Origin of the sequence: Bradyrhizobium genomosp. I (2014) (genome assembly GCF_000261685.1) — a bacterium.
In the GTDB taxonomy this organism is placed as follows: Bacteria; Pseudomonadota; Alphaproteobacteria; order Rhizobiales; family Xanthobacteraceae; genus Bradyrhizobium.
This window is the reverse complement of the sequence record NZ_AJQE01000247.1, coordinates 1-18,063: the sequence shown is the minus strand read 5'-3', so window position 1 is coordinate 18,063 and position 18,063 is coordinate 1. Positions and strand designations below refer to the sequence as shown.

General features: G+C 65.5%; 17 protein-coding genes and 1 pseudogene. 7 read left to right on the top strand and 11 right to left on the bottom strand.

The features are described from left to right. Window positions 1–38 precede the first annotated feature (38 nt). Complete coding sequence (gene yddG, locus IC50_RS23295; RefSeq protein WP_035710182.1) at window positions 39–908, top strand: aromatic amino acid exporter YddG; 870 nt, start codon at window positions 39–41, stop codon at window positions 906–908. A 47-nt stretch (window positions 909–955) separates the two neighbouring features. Here yddG and IC50_RS23290 read toward each other — a convergent pair whose 3' ends face one another. Next, the gene (locus IC50_RS23290; protein ID WP_035710179.1) at window positions 956–1,378 is read right to left on the bottom strand and encodes a cupin domain-containing protein; all 423 of its coding nucleotides are present in this window, start codon (window positions 1,376–1,378) and stop codon (window positions 956–958) included. A gap of 36 nt (window positions 1,379–1,414) precedes the next feature. Then, complete coding sequence (gene gloB, locus IC50_RS23285) at window positions 1,415–2,182, bottom strand: hydroxyacylglutathione hydrolase (RefSeq protein ID WP_035710177.1); 768 nt, start codon at window positions 2,180–2,182, stop codon at window positions 1,415–1,417. Between the two features lie 108 nt (window positions 2,183–2,290). Here gloB and IC50_RS23280 point away from each other — a divergent pair, with 108 nt between their 5' ends. Continuing rightward, on the top strand, window positions 2,291–3,037 hold the full coding sequence (locus tag IC50_RS23280) for a methyltransferase domain-containing protein (RefSeq protein WP_035710174.1): 747 nt from the start codon (window positions 2,291–2,293) through the stop codon (window positions 3,035–3,037). 145 nt (window positions 3,038–3,182) lie between these two features. Here IC50_RS23280 and IC50_RS23275 read toward each other — a convergent pair whose 3' ends face one another. Together IC50_RS23275 and prmC are read right to left on the bottom strand one after the other, a co-directional pair. After that, complete coding sequence (locus tag IC50_RS23275) at window positions 3,183–3,944, bottom strand: DUF4167 domain-containing protein (RefSeq protein WP_035710171.1); 762 nt, start codon at window positions 3,942–3,944, stop codon at window positions 3,183–3,185. Between the two features lie 462 nt (window positions 3,945–4,406). After that, the gene (prmC, locus tag IC50_RS23270) at window positions 4,407–5,303 is read right to left on the bottom strand and encodes a peptide chain release factor N(5)-glutamine methyltransferase (RefSeq protein ID WP_050991065.1); all 897 of its coding nucleotides are present in this window, start codon (window positions 5,301–5,303) and stop codon (window positions 4,407–4,409) included. Between the two features lie 89 nt (window positions 5,304–5,392). Between prmC and IC50_RS23265 the strand changes: the two genes are divergently transcribed. Further along, a complete protein-coding gene (locus IC50_RS23265; RefSeq protein ID WP_035710169.1) occupies window positions 5,393–5,818 on the top strand; it encodes an HIT family protein in 426 nt (141 codons plus the stop codon). Here IC50_RS23265 and IC50_RS23260 read toward each other — a convergent pair whose 3' ends face one another. From IC50_RS23260 to IC50_RS23245, 4 genes are all read right to left on the bottom strand, one after another. Continuing rightward, complete coding sequence (locus IC50_RS23260; RefSeq protein WP_035710166.1) at window positions 5,819–6,517, bottom strand: ABC transporter ATP-binding protein; 699 nt, start codon at window positions 6,515–6,517, stop codon at window positions 5,819–5,821. Continuing rightward, on the bottom strand, window positions 6,514–8,361 hold the full coding sequence (locus IC50_RS23255) for a branched-chain amino acid ABC transporter ATP-binding protein/permease (RefSeq protein ID WP_035710163.1): 1,848 nt from the start codon (window positions 8,359–8,361) through the stop codon (window positions 6,514–6,516). The genes IC50_RS23260 and IC50_RS23255 overlap by 4 nt, the downstream gene beginning before the upstream one ends. 12 nt (window positions 8,362–8,373) lie before the next feature. Then, a complete protein-coding gene (locus IC50_RS23250) occupies window positions 8,374–9,249 on the bottom strand; it encodes a branched-chain amino acid ABC transporter permease (protein WP_035710160.1) in 876 nt (291 codons plus the stop codon). 100 nt (window positions 9,250–9,349) lie between these two features. Then, complete coding sequence (locus tag IC50_RS23245; protein ID WP_035710157.1) at window positions 9,350–10,681, bottom strand: substrate-binding protein; 1,332 nt, start codon at window positions 10,679–10,681, stop codon at window positions 9,350–9,352. 245 nt (window positions 10,682–10,926) lie between these two features. Here IC50_RS23245 and IC50_RS23240 point away from each other — a divergent pair, with 245 nt between their 5' ends. Beyond that, the gene (locus tag IC50_RS23240) at window positions 10,927–11,544 is read left to right on the top strand and encodes a hypothetical protein (protein WP_035710155.1); all 618 of its coding nucleotides are present in this window, start codon (window positions 10,927–10,929) and stop codon (window positions 11,542–11,544) included. A 110-nt stretch (window positions 11,545–11,654) separates the two neighbouring features. Continuing rightward, the gene (locus IC50_RS23235) at window positions 11,655–12,134 is read left to right on the top strand and encodes a MarR family winged helix-turn-helix transcriptional regulator (RefSeq protein ID WP_050991066.1); all 480 of its coding nucleotides are present in this window, start codon (window positions 11,655–11,657) and stop codon (window positions 12,132–12,134) included. Window positions 12,135–12,146: 12 nt separating this feature from the next. Here the strand turns inward: IC50_RS23235 and prfA are convergent, their stop codons facing one another. The 3 genes from prfA to IC50_RS23220 all read right to left on the bottom strand — a co-directional run bounded on the left by prfA (window position 12,147) and on the right by IC50_RS23220 (window position 17,189). Further along, window positions 12,147–13,232 (bottom strand): peptide chain release factor 1, encoded by a 1,086-nt coding sequence (prfA, locus tag IC50_RS23230; protein ID WP_035710152.1) that lies wholly within the window; start codon window positions 13,230–13,232, stop codon window positions 12,147–12,149. 57 nt (window positions 13,233–13,289) lie between these two features. After that, on the bottom strand, window positions 13,290–15,557 hold the full coding sequence (ptsP, locus tag IC50_RS23225; protein ID WP_035710150.1) for a phosphoenolpyruvate--protein phosphotransferase: 2,268 nt from the start codon (window positions 15,555–15,557) through the stop codon (window positions 13,290–13,292). Between the two features lie 375 nt (window positions 15,558–15,932). Further along, a complete protein-coding gene (locus IC50_RS23220; RefSeq protein WP_035710148.1) occupies window positions 15,933–17,189 on the bottom strand; it encodes an aspartate kinase in 1,257 nt (418 codons plus the stop codon). A gap of 154 nt (window positions 17,190–17,343) precedes the next feature. Here IC50_RS23220 and IC50_RS23215 point away from each other — a divergent pair, with 154 nt between their 5' ends. Both IC50_RS23215 and IC50_RS23210 read left to right on the top strand, forming a co-directional pair. Further along, window positions 17,344–17,811 carry a PH domain-containing protein gene (locus IC50_RS23215; RefSeq protein WP_035710146.1) on the top strand — a complete coding sequence of 156 codons (468 nt, stop codon included), beginning with the start codon at window positions 17,344–17,346 and terminating at the stop codon, window positions 17,809–17,811. A 14-nt stretch (window positions 17,812–17,825) separates the two neighbouring features. Next, window positions 17,826–18,063: pseudogene (locus IC50_RS23210) on the top strand (bifunctional 2-polyprenyl-6-hydroxyphenol methylase/3-demethylubiquinol 3-O-methyltransferase UbiG); the annotation flags it as partial.

Here is an 18,063-nt window from a genome sequence, read left to right as displayed (position 1 = left end):
GCCGGGACAAGCCCGGCCATGACGGAAACATTGCGCCGATGACTCCCCGTACCGCCACGCTGATCGGATTGACCGCGATCCTGATGTGGTCGCTGCTGTCGGTGATGACGGTGGCGACCGGAAAGATACCGGCGTTTCAGCTCGCTGCGATGACCTTCGCGATCGGCGGTGTCGTCGGGCTGCTCACCTGGATCGGGCGGAGCGAGGCGGCGAAAAGCCTGCGTCAACCGCCCGTCGTCTGGGTCGTCGGCGTCGGCGGCCTGTTCGGCTATCACGCGCTGTATTTTCTCGCGCTGCGCTTCGCGCCGCCGGCCGAAGCCGGCCTTCTGAATTACCTGTGGCCGCTGCTGATCGTGCTGTTCTCGTCATTCCTGCCCGGCGAGCGGCTGGCCCCGCATCACATCATCGGCGCCGTGCTCGGCCTCGTCGGCACCGTGCTGCTGTTTGCCGGCAACACTTCCGGCTTCGCGCCTGGCGCCGTGCCGGGACTGATCGCGGCCTTCATCGCCGCTTTCGTCTGGGCAATCTATTCGGTGCTGTCGCGTCGATTGAAGGCGGTGCCGACCGATGCCGTCGCCGGCTTCTGCCTTGCCACGGCCGCACTGGCCGCGCTGATGCATGGTCTGCTTGAAACCACGGTCTGGCCGGAGACCATGCTGCAATGGCTCTCGGTGATCGCGCTCGGCATCGGCCCCGTCGGCGCCGCCTTCTACGCCTGGGACATCGGCATGAAGCGCGGCGACATCCGCGTGCTCGGCGCCGCCTCCTACGCGACGCCGCTGCTCTCGACCGGCTTCCTGATCGCCGCCGGCTTTGCCAAGGCCAGCGCCAGCATCGCCATCGCCGCGATCCTGATCGCCGGCGGCGGCCTGATCGCGGCGAAGGATATGGTGCTGCGGAAGCGATGATTGTCATTCCGGGGCGCGCGGAGCGCGAACTCGGAATGACGATTGCCCTACGGCTCCCAGCCTTTTGGCGCGAGTTCGAACTTCGCGAATTCGAATGCAGGCGCGACGGTGCAGCCGACCAACGTCCACTCGCCCGTCGTCTCCGCCATCTGCCAGGCATGCGCCGGCACGATGGCCTGCGGCCGCTCGCCGCCGACGAGGTCGGTGCCCAGCCGTACCTCGTGCTGCGAGCAGCCGTCATGGGCGATGCGCAGCATCAAGGGGCTGCCTGCGTAATAGTGCCAGGTCTCGACCGCATCGACGCGATGCCAGTGCGAACGCTCGCCGCGTGCGAGCAGGAAGTAGATCAGGGTCGAGCGCGAACGCCCGTTGGCGTCCGTGGCTTGATCGCGAAACGTTTCGCGATAGTGCCCACCTTCGGGGTGCGGGCGGAGTTCGAGGCGCGCGATGATCTCGGCTGCAGTCGGCATCGATCCCGTCAGGATTTGTTCTTCAGGACTTGTGCTTCAGGATTTATTCTTGCGCTCGCGCAGTTCGCCGAACACCGCGGCGGGATCGGCGCCCTTCATGTGCAGCCTGGCCGCGACCGCCGGCTCATCGGCGCGCAGGAACACGTTTGCGCGCTTCTCGTCACCAAGCAGTGTGGGAATGGTCGGCTTGTTCTCGGCCCGCAGCTTCGTCACTTCGGCGGCGCGCGCCTGCAGCGCCGCATTGTCCGGCTCGATGGTGAGCGCGAACTTGACGTTGGAGGCGGTGTATTCGTGGCCGCAATAGAGCTTGAAGTCGTCGGGCAGGGCGCGCAGCTTCAATAGCGAATCCCACATCATCGGGTAGGTGCCCTCAAAGACGCGCCCGCAGCCGATCGAGAACAGTGTGTCGGCGGCGAACACCGCCTTCTCCGTGTCGAACACATAGGAGATGTGGTCGAGCGTGTGGCCGGGCGTCTCCACGACGCGCGCCAGCAACTTGCCGATCTTGACCACGTCGGCATTGGCGACGCGCAAATCGACGTTCGCGATCTTAGTCGTCTTGTCATGCGGCGCGACGACGCGGCAATTGCATTTCTGCTTGAGCTCGGCAACGCCGCCGACATGATCTCCATGATGATGGGTGATCAGGATGTCGGTCAGTTGCCAGCCCTCGCGCTCCAGGGCGGCGAGGATGGGGCCGGCCTCCGGCGCGTCGATCGACGCCGTCGCCTTGGTTTCCACATCGTGGATCAGATAACCGAAATTGTCGTTTAAACAGGCGAAAGTACGAATTTCGGCGGCCATGTCATCTCCATCGCGCTCAGCCCCGCCAGACAAATATGGCGTTAACGTTGCGCAGGCAATGCAATATTCCGCGCGCGGCGGCGGCCTGACGCATGTTACATTGCCGTCATGACCATCGACGTCGTCGACCTCCGCGAGTTCTATTCCCGCCGCCTCGGGATCGTCGCGCGGCAAATGATCAATCGCGGGATCAGGGAGCGCTGGCCCGGCGCCGCGGGCCAGCGCGTGCTCGGCATCGGCTATCCGACGCCCTATCTGGGATTGTTCCGCGAGGACGCCGAGCGCTGCATCGCCTTCATGCCGGCGGCCCAGGGCGTCCTGAAATGGCCGACGGGACGGCCGGCGCTGGCCTCGCTGGTCGACGAATTCTCGCTGCCGCTTCCCGACGCCGCTGTCGATCGCATCCTCCTGGTCCACGCGCTGGAGATGTCGGACGATCCGGCCGCGCTGCTGCGCGAGGTGTGGCGCGTGCTGTCGCCGTCCGGGCGCGTGATCGCCGTGATCCCGAACCGGCGCGGGGTATGGACCCGCACCGACAGCACACCCTTCGGTCACGGCCGCCCCTATTCGCGCTCGCAGATCACCGAGCTGTTGCGCCAGACCTGGTTCACGCCGACCGCCTGGGGCGAGGCGCTGTTCATGCCGCCCTATGCCGGTGGCTGGGTGCTGAAATCGGCGCAGATGTGGGAGAGCGCCGGAGCGGCGCTGTCGCTGCCCTTTGCCGGTGTCCATATTGTGGAGGCGACCAAGCAGGTCTACCGCGCGATCCCTGCCAAGCGAGAGCGCGCGCGGCTCATCCCCTCGCTCGCGAAGCCGGTGCTGGTGCCGTCCTCGACGACGGTGACGCGCAGCTGAGGCACTGGCGTTGCCGCGAAGACGGTGCGCGCCTTCTCCCGCTTGCTTGCGGGAGAGGTGCGACGTCGCCATCGATGGTTGTCAAAAACAAATCGTCCCGGCGAGGGCCGGGACGATTCAGTCGGAAAATCAGATCAGAAGAGACTTACTCGCCCGGAGCGAGATCGTCGCTTGAGGCGGCTGGGGCGGCTTCGCGCTCGTGGCGCGGACCATGCGGCCGGCGCCGCCGCCGCGGATAGCGCTCTCCGCCGCCGCCAGCGCCCTCGAATCCGCCTTGGCCGCCATTCGCGCCGGCATTCACTTGCGGCTGCGCGCCGGTGATGAAGGAGGGCAGGCGGTCGACCCCGCCGGCATCGGCGATGACGGGTTGCGGCTGGTTCGCGGGTTGCGGCTGCGGCTGATATTGCGGCTGCGGACGATGATCGCGTTCGCGGTGCTCGCGCGGCTGCTGGTTGTCGCGTTGCTGATGATCACGCTGGTGGTGATCGCGCTGGCCATCGCGGTCGCGCATGAAGGGCTGCTGCGGGGGCTGCGGAACGAAGCCCGGCTCCTGGCCGAAGGCCGAGAAATTCTCGCCGTCGTCGTCGCCGTCGTCGCTGCTGGTGCTGACGGGCTCATCGCCGCGGGGCTGCTGGTTCTGGCGGAACTGCTCCTGGGCCGCCGCGATCAGGCGGAAATAATGCTCGGCGTGCTGGTAATAGTTCTCGGCTGCAACGGGGTCGCCGGAGGAGCGCGCGTCACGCGCAAGCTGGAGATACTTTTCAGCGATGTGCGAAGCGGTGCCGCGAATCTTGATATCGGGTCCGTTGGACTCGTAGACCCGGGTCATCGGGTTCTGGCCGCGCCGGTTGTTGTTGTTATTGTTGTTGCGGTTGCGCATCCGCTGCTTGTTTTGACCGTTTCTCATGTCCTGCCTTCAATTCCAGCCCTAAAGGTTGCACGCATTACTGATTGCTTGGAGTGACCCGGGACAGCGGTTCACATCGCTCGCGCGCACCGCGCGCAAGGGCGGATCGAACCCTGCCGATGTTCGTCGACCGTCGCGTTCAACAAAGACGCGTTCCCCACCCGCCAGCATTCATTGCCAGCGAACCCATTCATTTCGCCTGCCGAAACAAGCCCAGCTTTCTTGCGTAAGTCTTCAAGCGCAATATCAGGCTTTCGTTCACGTTGCGGTCGGAGAGCAGCGCAGCTCCACTGGCCATCGCGCTCAACAGGACCTGCGGCTTGGAACCTTTAAATCAGTAAAGCTCTCGCCCGAGAGCCCGGCTTTCGCCCGTAGGTGTACGGGGCCGGCACCGATGTGTTGGACGGAACGTAGTCGTTCCCAGGCGATATTCCAAGAGGTTTTTGCAAGCCAATCCGGCTTTTATGGAGGCATTTTTCGGGCCGAAACGGCCCGTGGAATACCTGCCAGGTCGGCCTTGGGTGGTCTGTCCACCGATAACGCAGCACCCCTCATCAAGGTTTCAATATTTTGAGCCTGGCCCTGTCCGGCCTCGACGATCAGCGCTCCGCCGGGGGCGAGGCGCTCGCTCGCCTGCGGGATCAGGGCGCGATAGGCGTCATATCCGTCATTGCCGCCGTTGAGGGCCAGATGCGGGTCGTGCTCGCGCACCTCGATGCTCAATGTCGGAATTTCCGCCGAGGGGATATAAGGCGGGTTCGACACGACGAGGTCGAACGGGCCGCGGAGCGCGGACGCATAGGAACAGGCGACGAAAGCGGCGCGGTCGGCGAGGCCGAGCGCAGCGGCGTTGTCACGTGCCGTGTCGAGCGCCGCCAGGCTGACATCCGTGCCGATGCCGAACGCATCGGGAATTTCGTGCAACAGAGCGAGCAGGATCGCGCCGGATCCGGTGCCGATGTCGGCGATGCGCGGCGGACGCGCCGAGATCGCGAGTCCGCGGAAGACCTCGAGCGCCAGTTCGACCACGGTCTCGGTGTCCGGCCGCGGCACCAGCGTCGCCTCGGACAGCCGCAGCGGCATGCCCCAGAACTCCCGCACGCCGAGGATGCGGGCGACCGGCTCGTGCGCGAGCCGGCGCTGCGCATATCGCTCGAGGCGCGCCGTCTCCTCGGGCGTGAGTTGTCGTGACGCCTGCGTCACCATGCCGGTCAGATCAAGCTCGAGGGCCGCGCCCACGAGCAGGCGGGCGTCGAGGGCGGGCTCCTCGATGCCGGCCGATCGCAGCCGCGCGGTGAGGGCGCGACGCGCACGCTCTATGCTGTTTCCGGACTCGAAGCCTGTCGTCAATGGAACCATCCTGCCCGGCATCGTGGATAGATCGGCAGGCTTGCTTACGTCAACGGAAAGGAGCGCGTTTGATCGCGCGCGGCGTCGGAGGGAATTGCATGGCGGCTTATGACGATCAGAATGTCTTCGCAAAGATCCTGCGCGGCGAGATTCCCTGCTTCGAGGTCTTCAAGGACGAGCGCAGCTTCGCCTTCCTCGACATCATGCCGCGCTCGCCGGGACACACGCTGGTCATTCCCCGCGGACCGGCGCGCGGTCTCCTCGACATTGCCGACGACGACCTCGCCGCAGTCGCGAGAACCGCCAAGCGGATCGCGATTGCGGCGATGCGGGCGTTCGACGCCGAGGGCATCATCCTGCAGCAGTTCAGCGAGCCGGCCAGCGGCCAGGTGGTTTTCCACCTGCACATGCACGTCATGCCGGTCAGGTCCGGTGTCGCGCTGCTGCCGGCTCAGACGCGCAAGGAGGACATGGCCGTGCTCGCCGATCACGCCAAACGCCTGGTTGCGGCGCTCGCCGGCTGATTAGACGCCGAGATAGCGCTGCAGCAGTTCCGGCTGCGCTTTCAGCTCCTGCGCCGGACCTTCGTGCACGATGTGCCCGTTGTTGATGATGTAGATCCGGCTCGCCAGCGCCAGTGTCGCCGCGAGGTTCTGCTCGACCAGCACGATGGTCTGGCCGGCGGCCGCGAGCTCGCGGCACGCCTTGACGAGATCGTGGACGATCACGGGCGCAAGACCCTCGAACGGCTCGTCCAGCAGCACGATCTTGGGATCGCGAACCAGCGCCCGCGCGATCGCGAGCATCTGCTGCTCGCCGCCGGAAAGCTCGGTGCCGCGGTTGCTGCGGCGCTCCTTCAGCCGGGGAAACATTTCGTAGATGCGGCCGAGCGGCCAGCGTTTCGGCGCGGTGATTCCCGCCAGGGTGATGTTCTCCTCCACCGACAGGCTGCCGAAGATCCGGCGCTCCTCGTGCACGAGCTGCATGCCTGCCTGCGCGATCTTGTGGCTCCTGCGTCCGGCGATGTCGATACCGTCGAACTTCACGCTGCCGCTGCGCGGCGTCACGACGCCCATCAGGCTCTTCAGCGTGGTGCTCTTGCCGGCACCGTTGCGGCCGAGCAGCGCCACCACCTCGTGACGCTCGACGTGCATGGCGACGTCGAACAGGATGTGGGAGTCCCCGTAATAGCTGTTCAGGCCGTTGACCTCGATCAGGCTCATGCGGCGATCTCTCTGTGAACGCCGCCGAGATAGGCTTCCTGCACGGTGGCGTTGGTCTTGATTTCTTCGGGCGTGCCGGACACCAGCACGCGGCCTTCCTGCAGCACGGTGACGCGCTCGACCAGCTCGAACAGGGAATCCATGTCGTGGTCGATGATGATCATGGTGCGGCCGCGCGCGATCGACTTCAGCAGACTGACGGTCTCGACGCGCTCGCGCGGGCTCATGCCGGCGAGCGGCTCGTCGAGCAGCAGCAGGCGCGGCGCGGTCGCGAGCGCGAGCCCGATCTCCAGCCTGCGTTTCTCGCCATAGGCGAGTTCGGACACGGGCACATCGGCGCGGCGGGTCAGATCGATCTGTGCCAGCGTGTGCTCGACCAGCTCCGTCAGGCCCTTGACGGCCGAGAGCTTGCGGAACAGATCAAGCCGGAATTTTCCGCGCAGCTCGGCAAGCGCGGCGATCGTCAGGTTCTGACGAACGGTGAGGCCGGTGAAGAGCTGGTTGACCTGATAGCTCTTGGTGAGCCCGAGCTGGCAAACCTCGGTGACCTTCAACCCCGTAATGTCGCGGCCTTCGAACACGATCTGGCCCGATGTCGGCGCGATCTCGCAGGTCAGCATCTTGAAGAAGGTCGACTTGCCCGCGCCGTTGGGGCCGATGATGCCGCGCAGCTCGCCCTGATTGACGCTGAAATCGATGTCGCTGTTGGCGACGAGGCCGCCATAGCGCTTGGTGAGCCCGGTGGCTCTCAGGATCGGTCCGGAATAGGCGGGATGCTCGACTTGCTTGGCCTGGATCGGCGCTGGCGCGGGCTGTCGTGTCGTCTCGGCGTCCATAGCGTCGTGGTCGGTCTCGGCCTCGACCCACCTGCGCCTGCCCGAGGCGAAGCGGTAGAGATCCGCAATCCCTCCGATGATGCCGCCGCGCAGGAAGCAGACCAGCAGCACGAAGACGAGACCCAGCACCAGCTTCCAGGCAGCTCCCAGCCCAAGCGCGGACTGCAGGAAATCCTGCAGGAACAGCCAGACGGTTGCGCCGACCAGCGGGCCGAACAGTGTACCCCTTCCGCCGATGGCCGTCTGCATCACCAGCTGGCCGGAGGTCTCGAAGGTGAAGGCATCAGGCGGCATGAAAGCCTGCAGCACGCCGAGCAGGCCGCCGGCGAAACCGGCATACGCGGCGGCGATCACGAAGGCGGTCAGCTTGTAGCCGTGGATGTTGTGGCCGACCGCGGTGGCGCGCAACGGATTGTCGCGAATCGCGCTGAAGATGACGCCCACCGGCGAGCGCACGATCCTGAGCGCGATGACGACCCCGACGAAGTAGCACAGTGCGATGAATTGATAGAGCGACCAGCCATTGGTGAAATGCAGCGTGGTGAAACCGAGATCGAAACTCGGCTCCGGCACGCCCGGCAGGCCGTTTTCGCCGCCGGTGAAAGCCGAGAGCGGATTGAACTCCACGAAGAAGAACACCTCCGCGATCGCCACGGTGATCATCGCAAAATAGATGCCGGTGCGGCGCAGCGCGATCAGGCCGATCAGGTAGCCGGTCGCGGCGGCGGCGATCATCCCGATGATCAGCGCGCCGAGCACATTGCCGAAACCGGCACGGGTCAGGAGATAGGCCGCGACGAAGCCGCCGGTGCCATAGAAGGCGGACTGGCCGAACGACAGCAGTCCGGTGAAGCCGAACAGGATGTCGAAGCCGAGGCCGAACAGGCCCCAGACCAGGATCCGGTTCACGGTGTTGGGGGCGAAGCCGAGATGGGGCAGCACGAAGGGCGCTGCGATCAACCCGATCGCGGTCAGGGTCTCGATCAGGAAAGGACGTTGCTTGAGCATCGGGGAGATCGCCTATTCTCGGCCTTGCACGCCGAGCAGGCCGTGCGGTCGCACCACGAGCACGAGCGTCATCACGGCAAACAGCATTACATAGGCATAGCCGGGGTTGAACATGGAGGTGACGCTGATGATCTCGCCGGCGATCAGGCCGCCGAGGATCGCGCCGGGAAACGAGCCGACGCCGCCGATCACCACCACCACGAAGGTCTGGACCAGGATGTCGTCGCCGATGCCCGGCGTCAGCGACACCACCGGCGCGTTGACGATGCCGGCAAAGCCAGCGGCCATGGCGCCGATGCCGAACACGATCATGAAGACGCGGTAGACGTTGATGCCGAGCGAATCGACCATCACCGAATCCTCGATGCCGGCCCGCACGATCATGCCGAGCCGGGTCCGGTAGAGAACGATGAACAGCGCCCCGAGCGCGACGGCGACGATGCCGACGACGGCAAGGCGGTAGGTCGGATAGAACATGAAGCCGAGATTGGTGATGCCCCGGAACAGCGCCGGCGGAGGCACCAGTTGCGACTGGCTCGAGAAGATCAGGCGCACGAGCTCCACGAAGCAGATGCCGAGCCCGAAGGTCACCAGCAGCTGATCCTCGTGCGGGCGGTGGTAGAAGTGGCGGATGATGACGCGTTCCATTGCGACGCCGAGCAGCATCACGAACAGCGACCCCGCGATGACGGCGAGGATGAACGATTCCGTATACTGGTAGGTGACGAATCCGGCATAACCTCCGACCATGAACATCGCGCCATGGGCGAGGTTGAGCACGCCGAGCGTGCCGTAGATGATGGTCAAACCGGAGCTGATGAGCGCGAGCAGCGCGCCGAGCGCCAGCCCGTTGAAGAGTTGCGAAACGAGGTTGGACCAACTGATCATGCGACAATCGTTGATGTGACGCGCGGCCGGGCCGCGAAAAAAGGTGACGCCGCAGGAGCAGAGGGCAGCCCGCGGCGCCACAGAGGTTCGCTGGGCAGCCCTAGGTGTAGTCGCCGAGATGGCAGCCGAACGCGTCGGGCTTCTGCATCAAGCCTTCGCCGGGGACGACCTCGACGACTTCCCAATAGTCTTCCTTGTTCTTCATATGCTGGGTCATCTTGCCGCGCACGATGACGACCGGACGTACGCACTGATGGTCTTCGGCCCGATAGTGAACGTCGCCGACGAAGGAAGGCAGGGGCTCTCCCTTCTCGTAGGTCTTGATGACGTCGGGCGGGTTGAAGCTGCCGGCTTCCTCGCACATGCGGGCCCAATGTGCGAAGCTGATATAGGCGTTCTCCGCGCCCCACTCCGGCTTGTAGCCGTACTTCTTTTCGAACGTCTCGTTGAACAACTTGGCGAGCGGGAACTTGTCCTCAAGCGTCCACCAATAGTCGGTGGCGGCGTAGACGCCCTGCATCAGTCCACCGGTCTCGCGCGCGATGAACGGCACCTGATACGGCACCACCAGCTTCATCTTGTCGAGCACGCCGAACTGCTTGGCCTGCTGGGTCGACAGCACCGCGTCGTGACCCCAATTGACGTTGATCAGGATCTCGGCGCCGGAGTTCGCGACGTTCAGCAGGTAGGAAGAATAGTCGGGCGCGCCGAGCGGGGCGACCTGGTTGGTGGCGGTGGTCCAGCCGGCGGTCGCGAGGAAGTCCTGCATCGACTTGGTGACGGTGTGGCCGTAGGTGTAGTCCGGCGTGAGGTACGCAACCTTCTTGCCCTTGCCGAATTGCTTGACCAGCACGGGGCCGATCGCCGCGGCGGCGGTCTGGCCATAGAAACACTGGCGGAAACCGTAGCGGACGCAGTCCTTGCCGGTGGTGTCGTTCGAGCCGGAGATGCCGCACACGAAGATCACCTTCTCGCGCTGGGCGAGCTTGTTGAGCGCGACCGCGACCGCGCTCGAGGTGCCGCCGGTGATCATGATCGCCTTGTTCTCGCTGATGAAACGCTGCTGCGCCTGCACCGCCTCGTTCGGCTTAGCCGCGGAATCCGCGACGCCGAACTTCAGCTCCTTGCCGAGCACGCCCTTGCTGGTCTTCGGCGAGATCTTCTTTATCAACTCGTGACCGCTGTTGATGTGCTCGATCGCGAGCTGATAGCCCTTGAGCTCGTCTTCACCCTGGACGGCATAGGTGCCGGTGCGCGGCACCGAGATTCCGATGAAGGCCGTGGAACCCGAGACGCCCGCGGGATAGGTGCCGATCGGCTTGTCCTCGGCGAAGGCCGGCATGGCCGGCAGCATCGAGCCGCCGATGAGCCCGGCGGTGGTCTGGAGCAGGCCACGGCGCGAGAGGCCGCGGCGGATGAGATCGTCAGTCATGATCGTTCCTCCGAATGTCGTTCTTGTTTGCAGGCAAAACACGACTTGTCCGGCGACCGACCTTGCGGGTCTTCGTGCCGAGCACGTCACATCAGCGTGTGGCTCTTGGATGTAAACATTGCTTGTGAAGACCTTCTGTCAATTTGGCCATTGGTCGAACGGCCGAAATTGTCACGTGAAAACATATCGGATCACGATATATATTAGTCTTTGTGAGTACGGGGTTGTCGGGTTCGGCGGGAGAAATGGCGCGGCAGATGACAGCGATTGGTGCCCGGAAGCGACGCCCTTGGCCGCAACAAGCGGAGCGGGGGGAGGCGGCATGGCCGGCGGGAGAAGACGACGACGCGCGCGCGGCCCCGCAGTCCGGCGACGCACCCCGCACGTCGAAGCAGCGCAAACGATCTGCGGGCCAGCGAAGGCCGGCGATCGGTTCCGTTCAGGCCGAGCGCGCTCCCGGACCGATGCAGAAGCTGAGCATGCGCGCCCAGAACGTCCTGAAAGAGCTCGCGGTCGAACTGACCGGCGAGCAGCCTCCGAAGGGAACATGGTCGCCCTCGCGTGAGCTGCTGCGGGCGCTGACCGCCGAGCGCCTCGCCACTGCACGCAATTGCGGCCCTCATACCATGAGGGAGATCGTCGACTGGGCGCAGGGCTGCGGCGTGACCATTCGGCCGGTGATTCCGCCCGGGGGCTCGCTGTCGCAGATGTGGGGCGAGTTGATTGCCAATGCGTCGACCGGCAGCCTGACCAGCGCCGAGATCGTCGGCGCGCTGCAGCGCTCGATCCGGCGCAAGAGCGTCCGCATTCCGATCGCCTTTCAGGTCATCCTGGTGAAGATCCTGCTGTCCAGCTTCGAATAGGCCGTCGGATGGCTGTGCATCCGTGACACCGGCCGGTTGGTTCGGCCGTGGCCGCTTGCTACTTTAGGACTATCTTTCCCACGCCGCCGGGCGGCATGGTCGAGGTTGGCATGGTTCAGGCGAAGAAGGCGCAGCGGTCCAGGGTGGCGAGGTCGGGCAGGCGCGGGGCCGGCGCCATGCGGGAGTCCGACTATGCGGCGCTCGCGCAGTTTCGCTACCAGATTCGGAGCTTCCTCGCCTTCAGCGAGGCGGCCGCCGCCGAACAGGGACTTACCCCGACGCAGCACCAGGCCCTGCTTGGGATCAAGGGCTTCGTCCGTCCCGGCCCCGCGACCGTCGGCGACGTGGCGCGGTTCCTGCTGATCCGGCATCATTCCGCGGTCGAGCTGATCGATCGATTGGCCAAGCTTCGGTTGGTCAGCCGCGTGACGGATCCGGACGATGCCAGGCGCGTCCATCTCAAGCTGACCAAGAGAGGCGAGCAGAAGCTTCAGGCGCTTTCGCGCAAGAATCTCGAGGAACTCCGCCGTGCTGCGAGCCCGGCGCTGAGCCGCCTGTTGACATCGTTCGAAGAGTCCCGCGAGGCTTGAGCGGCGCGTCCGTCAGGCCGCCGCGCCCTGCGCGGCGAGCTGCGCGGCCTGGTGCTCGGTGGTCAGTGCGTCGATCAATTCGCCGAGCGCTTCGCCGGCGATCACCTGCGGCAGCTTGTAGAGCGTCAGGTTGATGCGATGGTCGGTGACGCGCCCCTGCGGAAAATTGTAGGTGCGGATGCGCTCGGAGCGGTCGCCGGAGCCGACCTTCTCCTTGCGCTCGGCGGAGCGCGCGGCGTCGACCCGTTGCCGCTCGGCGTCATAGATGCGCGAGCGCAGGATGTTCATGGCGGAGGCGCGGTTCTTGTGCTGCGAGCGGCTGTCCTGCATCATCACCACGATGCCGGTCGGGATATGCGTGATGCGGATCGCCGATTCGGTCTTGTTGACGTGCTGGCCGCCCGCTCCTTGCGCGCGCATGGTCTCGATCCGCAAGTCCTCGTTTTTGATGTCGACGTCGACGTCCTCGACCTCCGGCAGCACCGCCACCGTCGCTGCCGAGGTGTGGATGCGTCCCTGCGTCTCGGTATCGGGCACGCGCTGCACGCGGTGCACGCCGGATTCGAATTTCAGCTTGGAAAACGCGCCGCGGCCCTGCACCTCCGCGATGATCTCCTTGTAGCCGCCGACCGTGCCTTCGCTGGCCGAGATCACCTCGACCTTCCAGCCCTGAAGGCTGGCGAAGCGCTCGTACATCCGGAACAAGTCGCCGGCGAACAGCGAAGCCTCGTCGCCGCCGGTGCCGGCGCGGATTTCCAGCACCACGTTGCGGTCGTCCATGGCGTCCTTGGGCAGGAGCGCGACGCGGATCTTCTGCACCAGCTCCTCGATTTTTGGCGTCAGCTCGTCGCGTTCGGCTTCCGCCATGCTCCGCATCTCGGCATCGGTGGCGGGATCGGCGATCAGCGCGTCGGTGTCGGCGAGCTCCTTGACGGCGGAGCGATAGGATTTCACCGCCTCGATCAGCGGGGCGATCTCGGCGAGCTCGCGCGTGATCTGCACATAACGCTCGGAAGTGAGCTGCCCGAGCGATTCGGCCTCGAGCGAGGCGTGATGCGCGAGCAGGACGTCCAGTTTGGCTTCGGGGAGTGACGACATCGGTTCAGTCTCAACAGCGGCAAGAGGCGAGGCGGCAGGGCGGGGGCGGCCGGCCCGCTACAAGGCCAGGCCTTCGGCCTCGGCAAATTCCGTCAGCTTCTGCCGGATCGAGACGCTGCCCGCTGGCGCGTCCAGCAGCGGACCGAGCGTCGCCTCGGCCTTCCTGGCGTCGAGGTCGAGCACCATCGCCTTGACCGGGCCGAGCGCAGTCGCCGAGAGCGACAGCGAGCGATAGCCCAGCGCGATCAGCGCCAGCGCGCCGATCGGCTTGGACGCCATCTCGCCGCACAGCGAGAGCGACTTCTTCGCCGCGTGGGACTTGCGCGCGATGTCGCGCAGCGCGCGCAGGATCGGCGCCGACATGGTATCGAAGCGTTCGGACACCTTGGCATTGCCGCGATCGACCGCGAACAGGAACTGGAACAGGTCGTTGGAGCCGACCGAGATGAAGTCGACCTTCTTCAGGAGCTCGTCGAGCTGGTAGAGCAGGGCCGGCACCTCGACCATGGTGCCGATGTCGATTCTTTCGGGCAGCGTGTGGCCGTGCTGGCGCAAATATGTGAGCTCGCGCTCGACCAGCGCCTTCGCCGAGTCGAATTCGGCGACCTCCGAGATCATCGGGAACATGATGCGCAGCGCGCGGCCGCCGCCGGCGCGCAGCAGCGCGCGGATCTGGCCGCGCAACAGGCCGGGACGATCGAGCCCGAGCCGGATCGCACGCCAGCCGAGCGCGGGATTTTCCTCGATCACCGCTTCCATATAGGGCAGCGCCTTGTCGCCGCCGATGTCGAGGGTGCGGAAAGTGACGGGCTTGCTGCCGGCGGCATCCAGCACGGTGCGATAGAGCGCGAGCTGGTCGCTGGTGCGCGGCAGGCTCTGGCCGACCATGAATTGCAGCTCGGTGCGGAACAGGCCGATGCCGGCGCTGCCGGTGTCCTCGATGTGGGGCAGGTCGATGGCCAACCCTGCGTTGATCATCAGCTCGACCGTCTGGCCGTCCCTGGTGACGCAGGGCCGGTCGCGCAGCGCCAGATACTGTGCCTGGCGGCGGGCGCGGAAGCGCACGCGCTCGGCGAAGGCGGCCTCGATCTCCTGCGACGGGCGCACATAGATCGCGCCCGAGGTCCCGTCGACGATGATGGCGTCGCCGGGATCGGCGATGCCGGGCGCGTTCGGCACTTCGCCGACCGCGGGAATGCCGAGCGCGCGCGCCACGATCGAGACGTGCGAATTGGCGGTGCCTTCCTCCAGCACGATGCCGCGCAGGCGCTTGCGGTCGTAATCGAGCAGCGCCGCGGGACCCATCGCGCGGGCGATGACGATAGCGTTGTCGGGCAGTTGTTCGCGTGAAGGCGCGTGGTCCTGGCCGACCAGCTGCCGCATCAGGCGATAGCCGAGATCTTCGAGGTCGTGCAGCCGGTCGCGCAAATAGGGATCGGTCGAGCGCAGCATGCGCGCGCGGGTGTCGGATTGCACGCGCTCGACGGCGGCTTCCGCGGTGAGGCCGGTGGCGACCGCCTCGTGCAGCTTGTGCGACCAGCCCTGGTCGTTGGCGAACATGCGGTAGGCTTCCAGCACCTCGCGATGCTCGCCGCCGTCGGCGACGTCGCCGCGCTCCAGCATGCGGTCGAGGTCGGCGCGCAGCTTGGCTAGTGCGGTGTCCAGCCGCTTGATCTCCTTCGGCAGGTCCTCGGCGATGTAGTCCTTGATGACGACGCGCGGCTCGTGCAGCACGACATGGCCGAGTGCGATGCCCTCGGACAGGATCGCGCCGACCTTCTGCGCGGAATGGCGCGCCGCCGGCTCCTGGCCCGGCTGGGCCAGTGCGGACAGCTCGCCCGAGGCGATCAGCTCGGCCAGCACCATCGCGGTGGTCTGCAGCGCCTCGAGCTCCTCCTCGACATAGTTGCGCTTGGCGCGGTTCTGCACCACCAGCACGCCGAGCGTGTTGCCGGCGCGCAGGATCGGCACGCCGAGGAAGGAGTGGTAGATCTCTTCGCCGGTCTCGGGACGGAACGAGAAAGCCGGGTGGCTCTGCGCATCGCTGAGGTTGAGCGGCGTCGCCTCGCTGGCGACGAGGCCGACCAGGCCTTCATGGGCGCTGAGCACGGTGTGGTGCACCGCCTCGCGGTTGAGACCTTCGGTGGCGTAGAGCTCGAGCGTGTTGTCGATGCGCAGCACATAGACCGAGCACACTTCGGCCACCATGTTGGCGGCGATCAGCACCACGATCTTGTCCAGCCGCTCCTGGGCCGAGACCTGCTCCGCCATGGTTTCGCGGAGCCGTCTCAACAAGACGCGGGGACCTCCCGACGCGCTCCGCATGAACCGTCAATCTCCTCCGTCTGCCGGGCCCGGCGGTATCGGCCGGCGGCTGGCCCAAAAATCCAGAAAAACAACCAAATTGTTTGTCCGGCGCAGGCACAAGCCCAAAATCTACCGGAGATTTAGCGCTTGTACCGAATCAGCGCCGCCCGAACTGGGACACAGTCTGCGGCAGCCCACCCTGTTCGCCGTATAGCGAATTGAGGCTTGTTTTGCCAAGCAAAACGCCTGCCAAACGCGAAGGTGTGTACACCTTCGCGTTTGCTGCGACCGCTAAGAGAAAATTAGCCTAGGCATGGTCCGAAAAGTGCGAAGTGGTTTTCCGGAAAGATCATGCTTGAACGGCAATCTGAAGCGCGACGACGGGGTCGCGCTTCAGGCCTGATCGAGCCCGTAGAGCGTATGGAGGGTGCGCACCGCCAGCTCGGTATAGGCGGCGTCGATCAGAACCGAGAATTTGATCTCGGAGGTTGTAATGGCCCGGATGTTGATGTTCCGCCCGGCGAGGGCCGAGAACGCCTGGGCGGCGACGCCGGCATGGCTGCGCATGCCGCTGCCGATGACCGAGATCTTGGCGACGTCCGTGGCGGTATCGAGCCGCGCATAGCCGATCCTGGTCTTGGCCGCGGTAATCGTATCCTTGGCGCGGGTGTAGTCGGCGGCCGGCACCGTGAAGGTGAGGTCGGTGGTCTTGCCGTCCTCGGAAACATTCTGCACGATCATGTCGACGTTGATGTTGGCATCCGCCAGCGGGCCGAAGATCGAGGCCGCAACGCCGGGCTTGTCCTCGATCTGGCGCACCGAGATCTGGGCCTCGTCCTTCGAAAAGGCGATGCCGGTGACGACGTGGCTTTCCATGATCTCCTCCTCGCTGCAGATCAGCGTGCCGGGCGGCTGGTTGGCATGCGGGTCGATATCCTCGGGCTTGTCGAAGCTCGAGCGGACGAAGATCGGCATGTTGTGGACCATGCCGAGTTCCACCGAGCGGACCTGGAGCACTTTTGCGCCCTGCGAGGCCAGTTCCAGCATGTCTTCGAACGCGATCTTGTCGAGGCGGCGGGCCTTCGGCACGATTCGCGGATCGGTGGTGTAGACACCGTCGACGTCGGTGTATATGTCGCAGCGGTCCGCCTTGACGGCGGCGGCGATCGCCACCGCCGAGGTGTCGGAGCCGCCGCGGCCGAGCGTGGTGATGCGGTTGGTCTCGGGGTTGACGCCCTGGAAGCCGGCGATGACCGCGACCTCCTTGCGCTCCCGAAAGCGCTTGATGATCTCGCCGCCGTCGATGTCCTCGATCCGGGCCGAGGCATGGGCGTCGCTGGTCTTGATCGGGATCTGCCAGCCCTGCCAGGAGCGGGCCTGGATGCCCATGCCCTGGAGCACGATGGCAAGGAGGCCTGAGGTCACCTGTTCGCCCGAGGCGACCACGGCGTCGTATTCGCGCGCATCGTGCATCGGCGAGGCCTCGGTGCACCAGGCGACCAGCTCGTTGGTCTTGCCGGCCATCGCCGAGACGACCACGGCCACTTCATGGCCGGCATCGACCTCACGCTTCACATGGCGTGCGACGTTGCGGATACGTTCGATGTTGGCGACGGACGTGCCGCCGAATTTCATCACGAGGCGGCTCATGACGACGCGTGCATTCCTTCATAAGGATCAGTATGGTGACCCGCACCGGACGGGCGCCTCGCGGACACCGACCGCGCGTATACAGAGCGGCGGGGCCGGGGGCAAGCGGGTTCCTGCGGGGGCAGGGCGCGGGGGAAGTGGGTTAACCGAGGTCATGGCGCGCTATATCGACGAGATCCTGCAACCGGGCGAGCGGGTGCTGTATTCGACCAATGCGCACTGGATCTTCTACTTTCCGGCCATCGTGGCCTGGATCGCGGCGCTGGCCCTGCTCATCCTGTCGCGGCAGGCGACCGTCGACTGGCTCGTTCTGCTTTGCCTCGGAGCCTCCGCGCTCGTGGCGCTGGCGGCCCTGTATTGGACCATCAAGGGCTGGTTCCATCGCTTCACCACCGAGACCGACGTCACCAACCTCAGGGTCGTGCACAAGACCGGTTTCATCAAGCGCCGGACCTTCGAGATGGCGCTGGACAAGGTCGAGAGCGTCGATGTCGACCAGACCATTCTTGGACGTATTCTCAACTACGGCGACGTGACGATTCGCGGCGTCGGCGAGGGAATCGAGACGATCAAGACCATCGCCTCGCCGCTCGCCTTCCGTAGTTCGATCACCACGCGGTAGGACCGCGCGTAACCATGAGCATGCAGCAAAATACTTCAGCCGCCGCCCAGCCGGGCTCGACCGTCGACGCCGCCGAGATCGCGAAATTTTCCAAGCTCTCGGCCGAGTGGTGGGACCCCAACGGCAAGATGGCGCCGCTGCACCGGATCAACCCGCTGCGGCTCGGCTACATCCGCGACGCCGCCTGTCGCAAGTTCGAGCGCAACGTGCGCAGCCTGAACTGTCTCGGCGGCTTGCGCGTGCTCGACATCG

What these genes read in the sequence shown, in the direction of transcription:
- IC50_RS23255 (WP_035710163.1), bottom strand. Translation starts at nt 8,361, where the DNA reads ATGCTCAAGCAACGTCCTTTCCTGATCGAGACCCTGACCGCGATCGGG.
- gloB (WP_035710177.1), bottom strand. Translation starts at nt 2,182, where the DNA reads ATGGCCGCCGAAATTCGTACTTTCGCCTGTTTAAACGACAATTTCGGT.
- IC50_RS23265 (WP_035710169.1), top strand. Translation starts at nt 5,393, where the DNA reads ATGGCGGCTTATGACGATCAGAATGTCTTCGCAAAGATCCTGCGCGGC.
- IC50_RS23260 (WP_035710166.1), bottom strand. Translation starts at nt 6,517, where the DNA reads ATGAGCCTGATCGAGGTCAACGGCCTGAACAGCTATTACGGGGACTCC.
- IC50_RS23235 (WP_050991066.1), top strand. Translation starts at nt 11,655, where the DNA reads ATGGTTCAGGCGAAGAAGGCGCAGCGGTCCAGGGTGGCGAGGTCGGGC.
- yddG (WP_035710182.1), top strand. Translation starts at nt 39, where the DNA reads ATGACTCCCCGTACCGCCACGCTGATCGGATTGACCGCGATCCTGATG.
- IC50_RS23220 (WP_035710148.1), bottom strand. Translation starts at nt 17,189, where the DNA reads ATGAGCCGCCTCGTGATGAAATTCGGCGGCACGTCCGTCGCCAACATC.
- IC50_RS23240 (WP_035710155.1), top strand. Translation starts at nt 10,927, where the DNA reads ATGGCGCGGCAGATGACAGCGATTGGTGCCCGGAAGCGACGCCCTTGG.
- IC50_RS23275 (WP_035710171.1), bottom strand. Translation starts at nt 3,944, where the DNA reads ATGAGAAACGGTCAAAACAAGCAGCGGATGCGCAACCGCAACAACAAT.
- IC50_RS23250 (WP_035710160.1), bottom strand. Translation starts at nt 9,249, where the DNA reads ATGATCAGTTGGTCCAACCTCGTTTCGCAACTCTTCAACGGGCTGGCG.
- IC50_RS23290 (WP_035710179.1), bottom strand. Translation starts at nt 1,378, where the DNA reads ATGCCGACTGCAGCCGAGATCATCGCGCGCCTCGAACTCCGCCCGCAC.
- IC50_RS23215 (WP_035710146.1), top strand. Translation starts at nt 17,344, where the DNA reads ATGGCGCGCTATATCGACGAGATCCTGCAACCGGGCGAGCGGGTGCTG.
- prmC (WP_050991065.1), bottom strand. Translation starts at nt 5,303, where the DNA reads ATGGTTCCATTGACGACAGGCTTCGAGTCCGGAAACAGCATAGAGCGT.
- prfA (WP_035710152.1), bottom strand. Translation starts at nt 13,232, where the DNA reads ATGTCGTCACTCCCCGAAGCCAAACTGGACGTCCTGCTCGCGCATCAC.
- IC50_RS23280 (WP_035710174.1), top strand. Translation starts at nt 2,291, where the DNA reads ATGACCATCGACGTCGTCGACCTCCGCGAGTTCTATTCCCGCCGCCTC.
- IC50_RS23245 (WP_035710157.1), bottom strand. Translation starts at nt 10,681, where the DNA reads ATGACTGACGATCTCATCCGCCGCGGCCTCTCGCGCCGTGGCCTGCTC.
- ptsP (WP_035710150.1), bottom strand. Translation starts at nt 15,557, where the DNA reads ATGCGGAGCGCGTCGGGAGGTCCCCGCGTCTTGTTGAGACGGCTCCGC.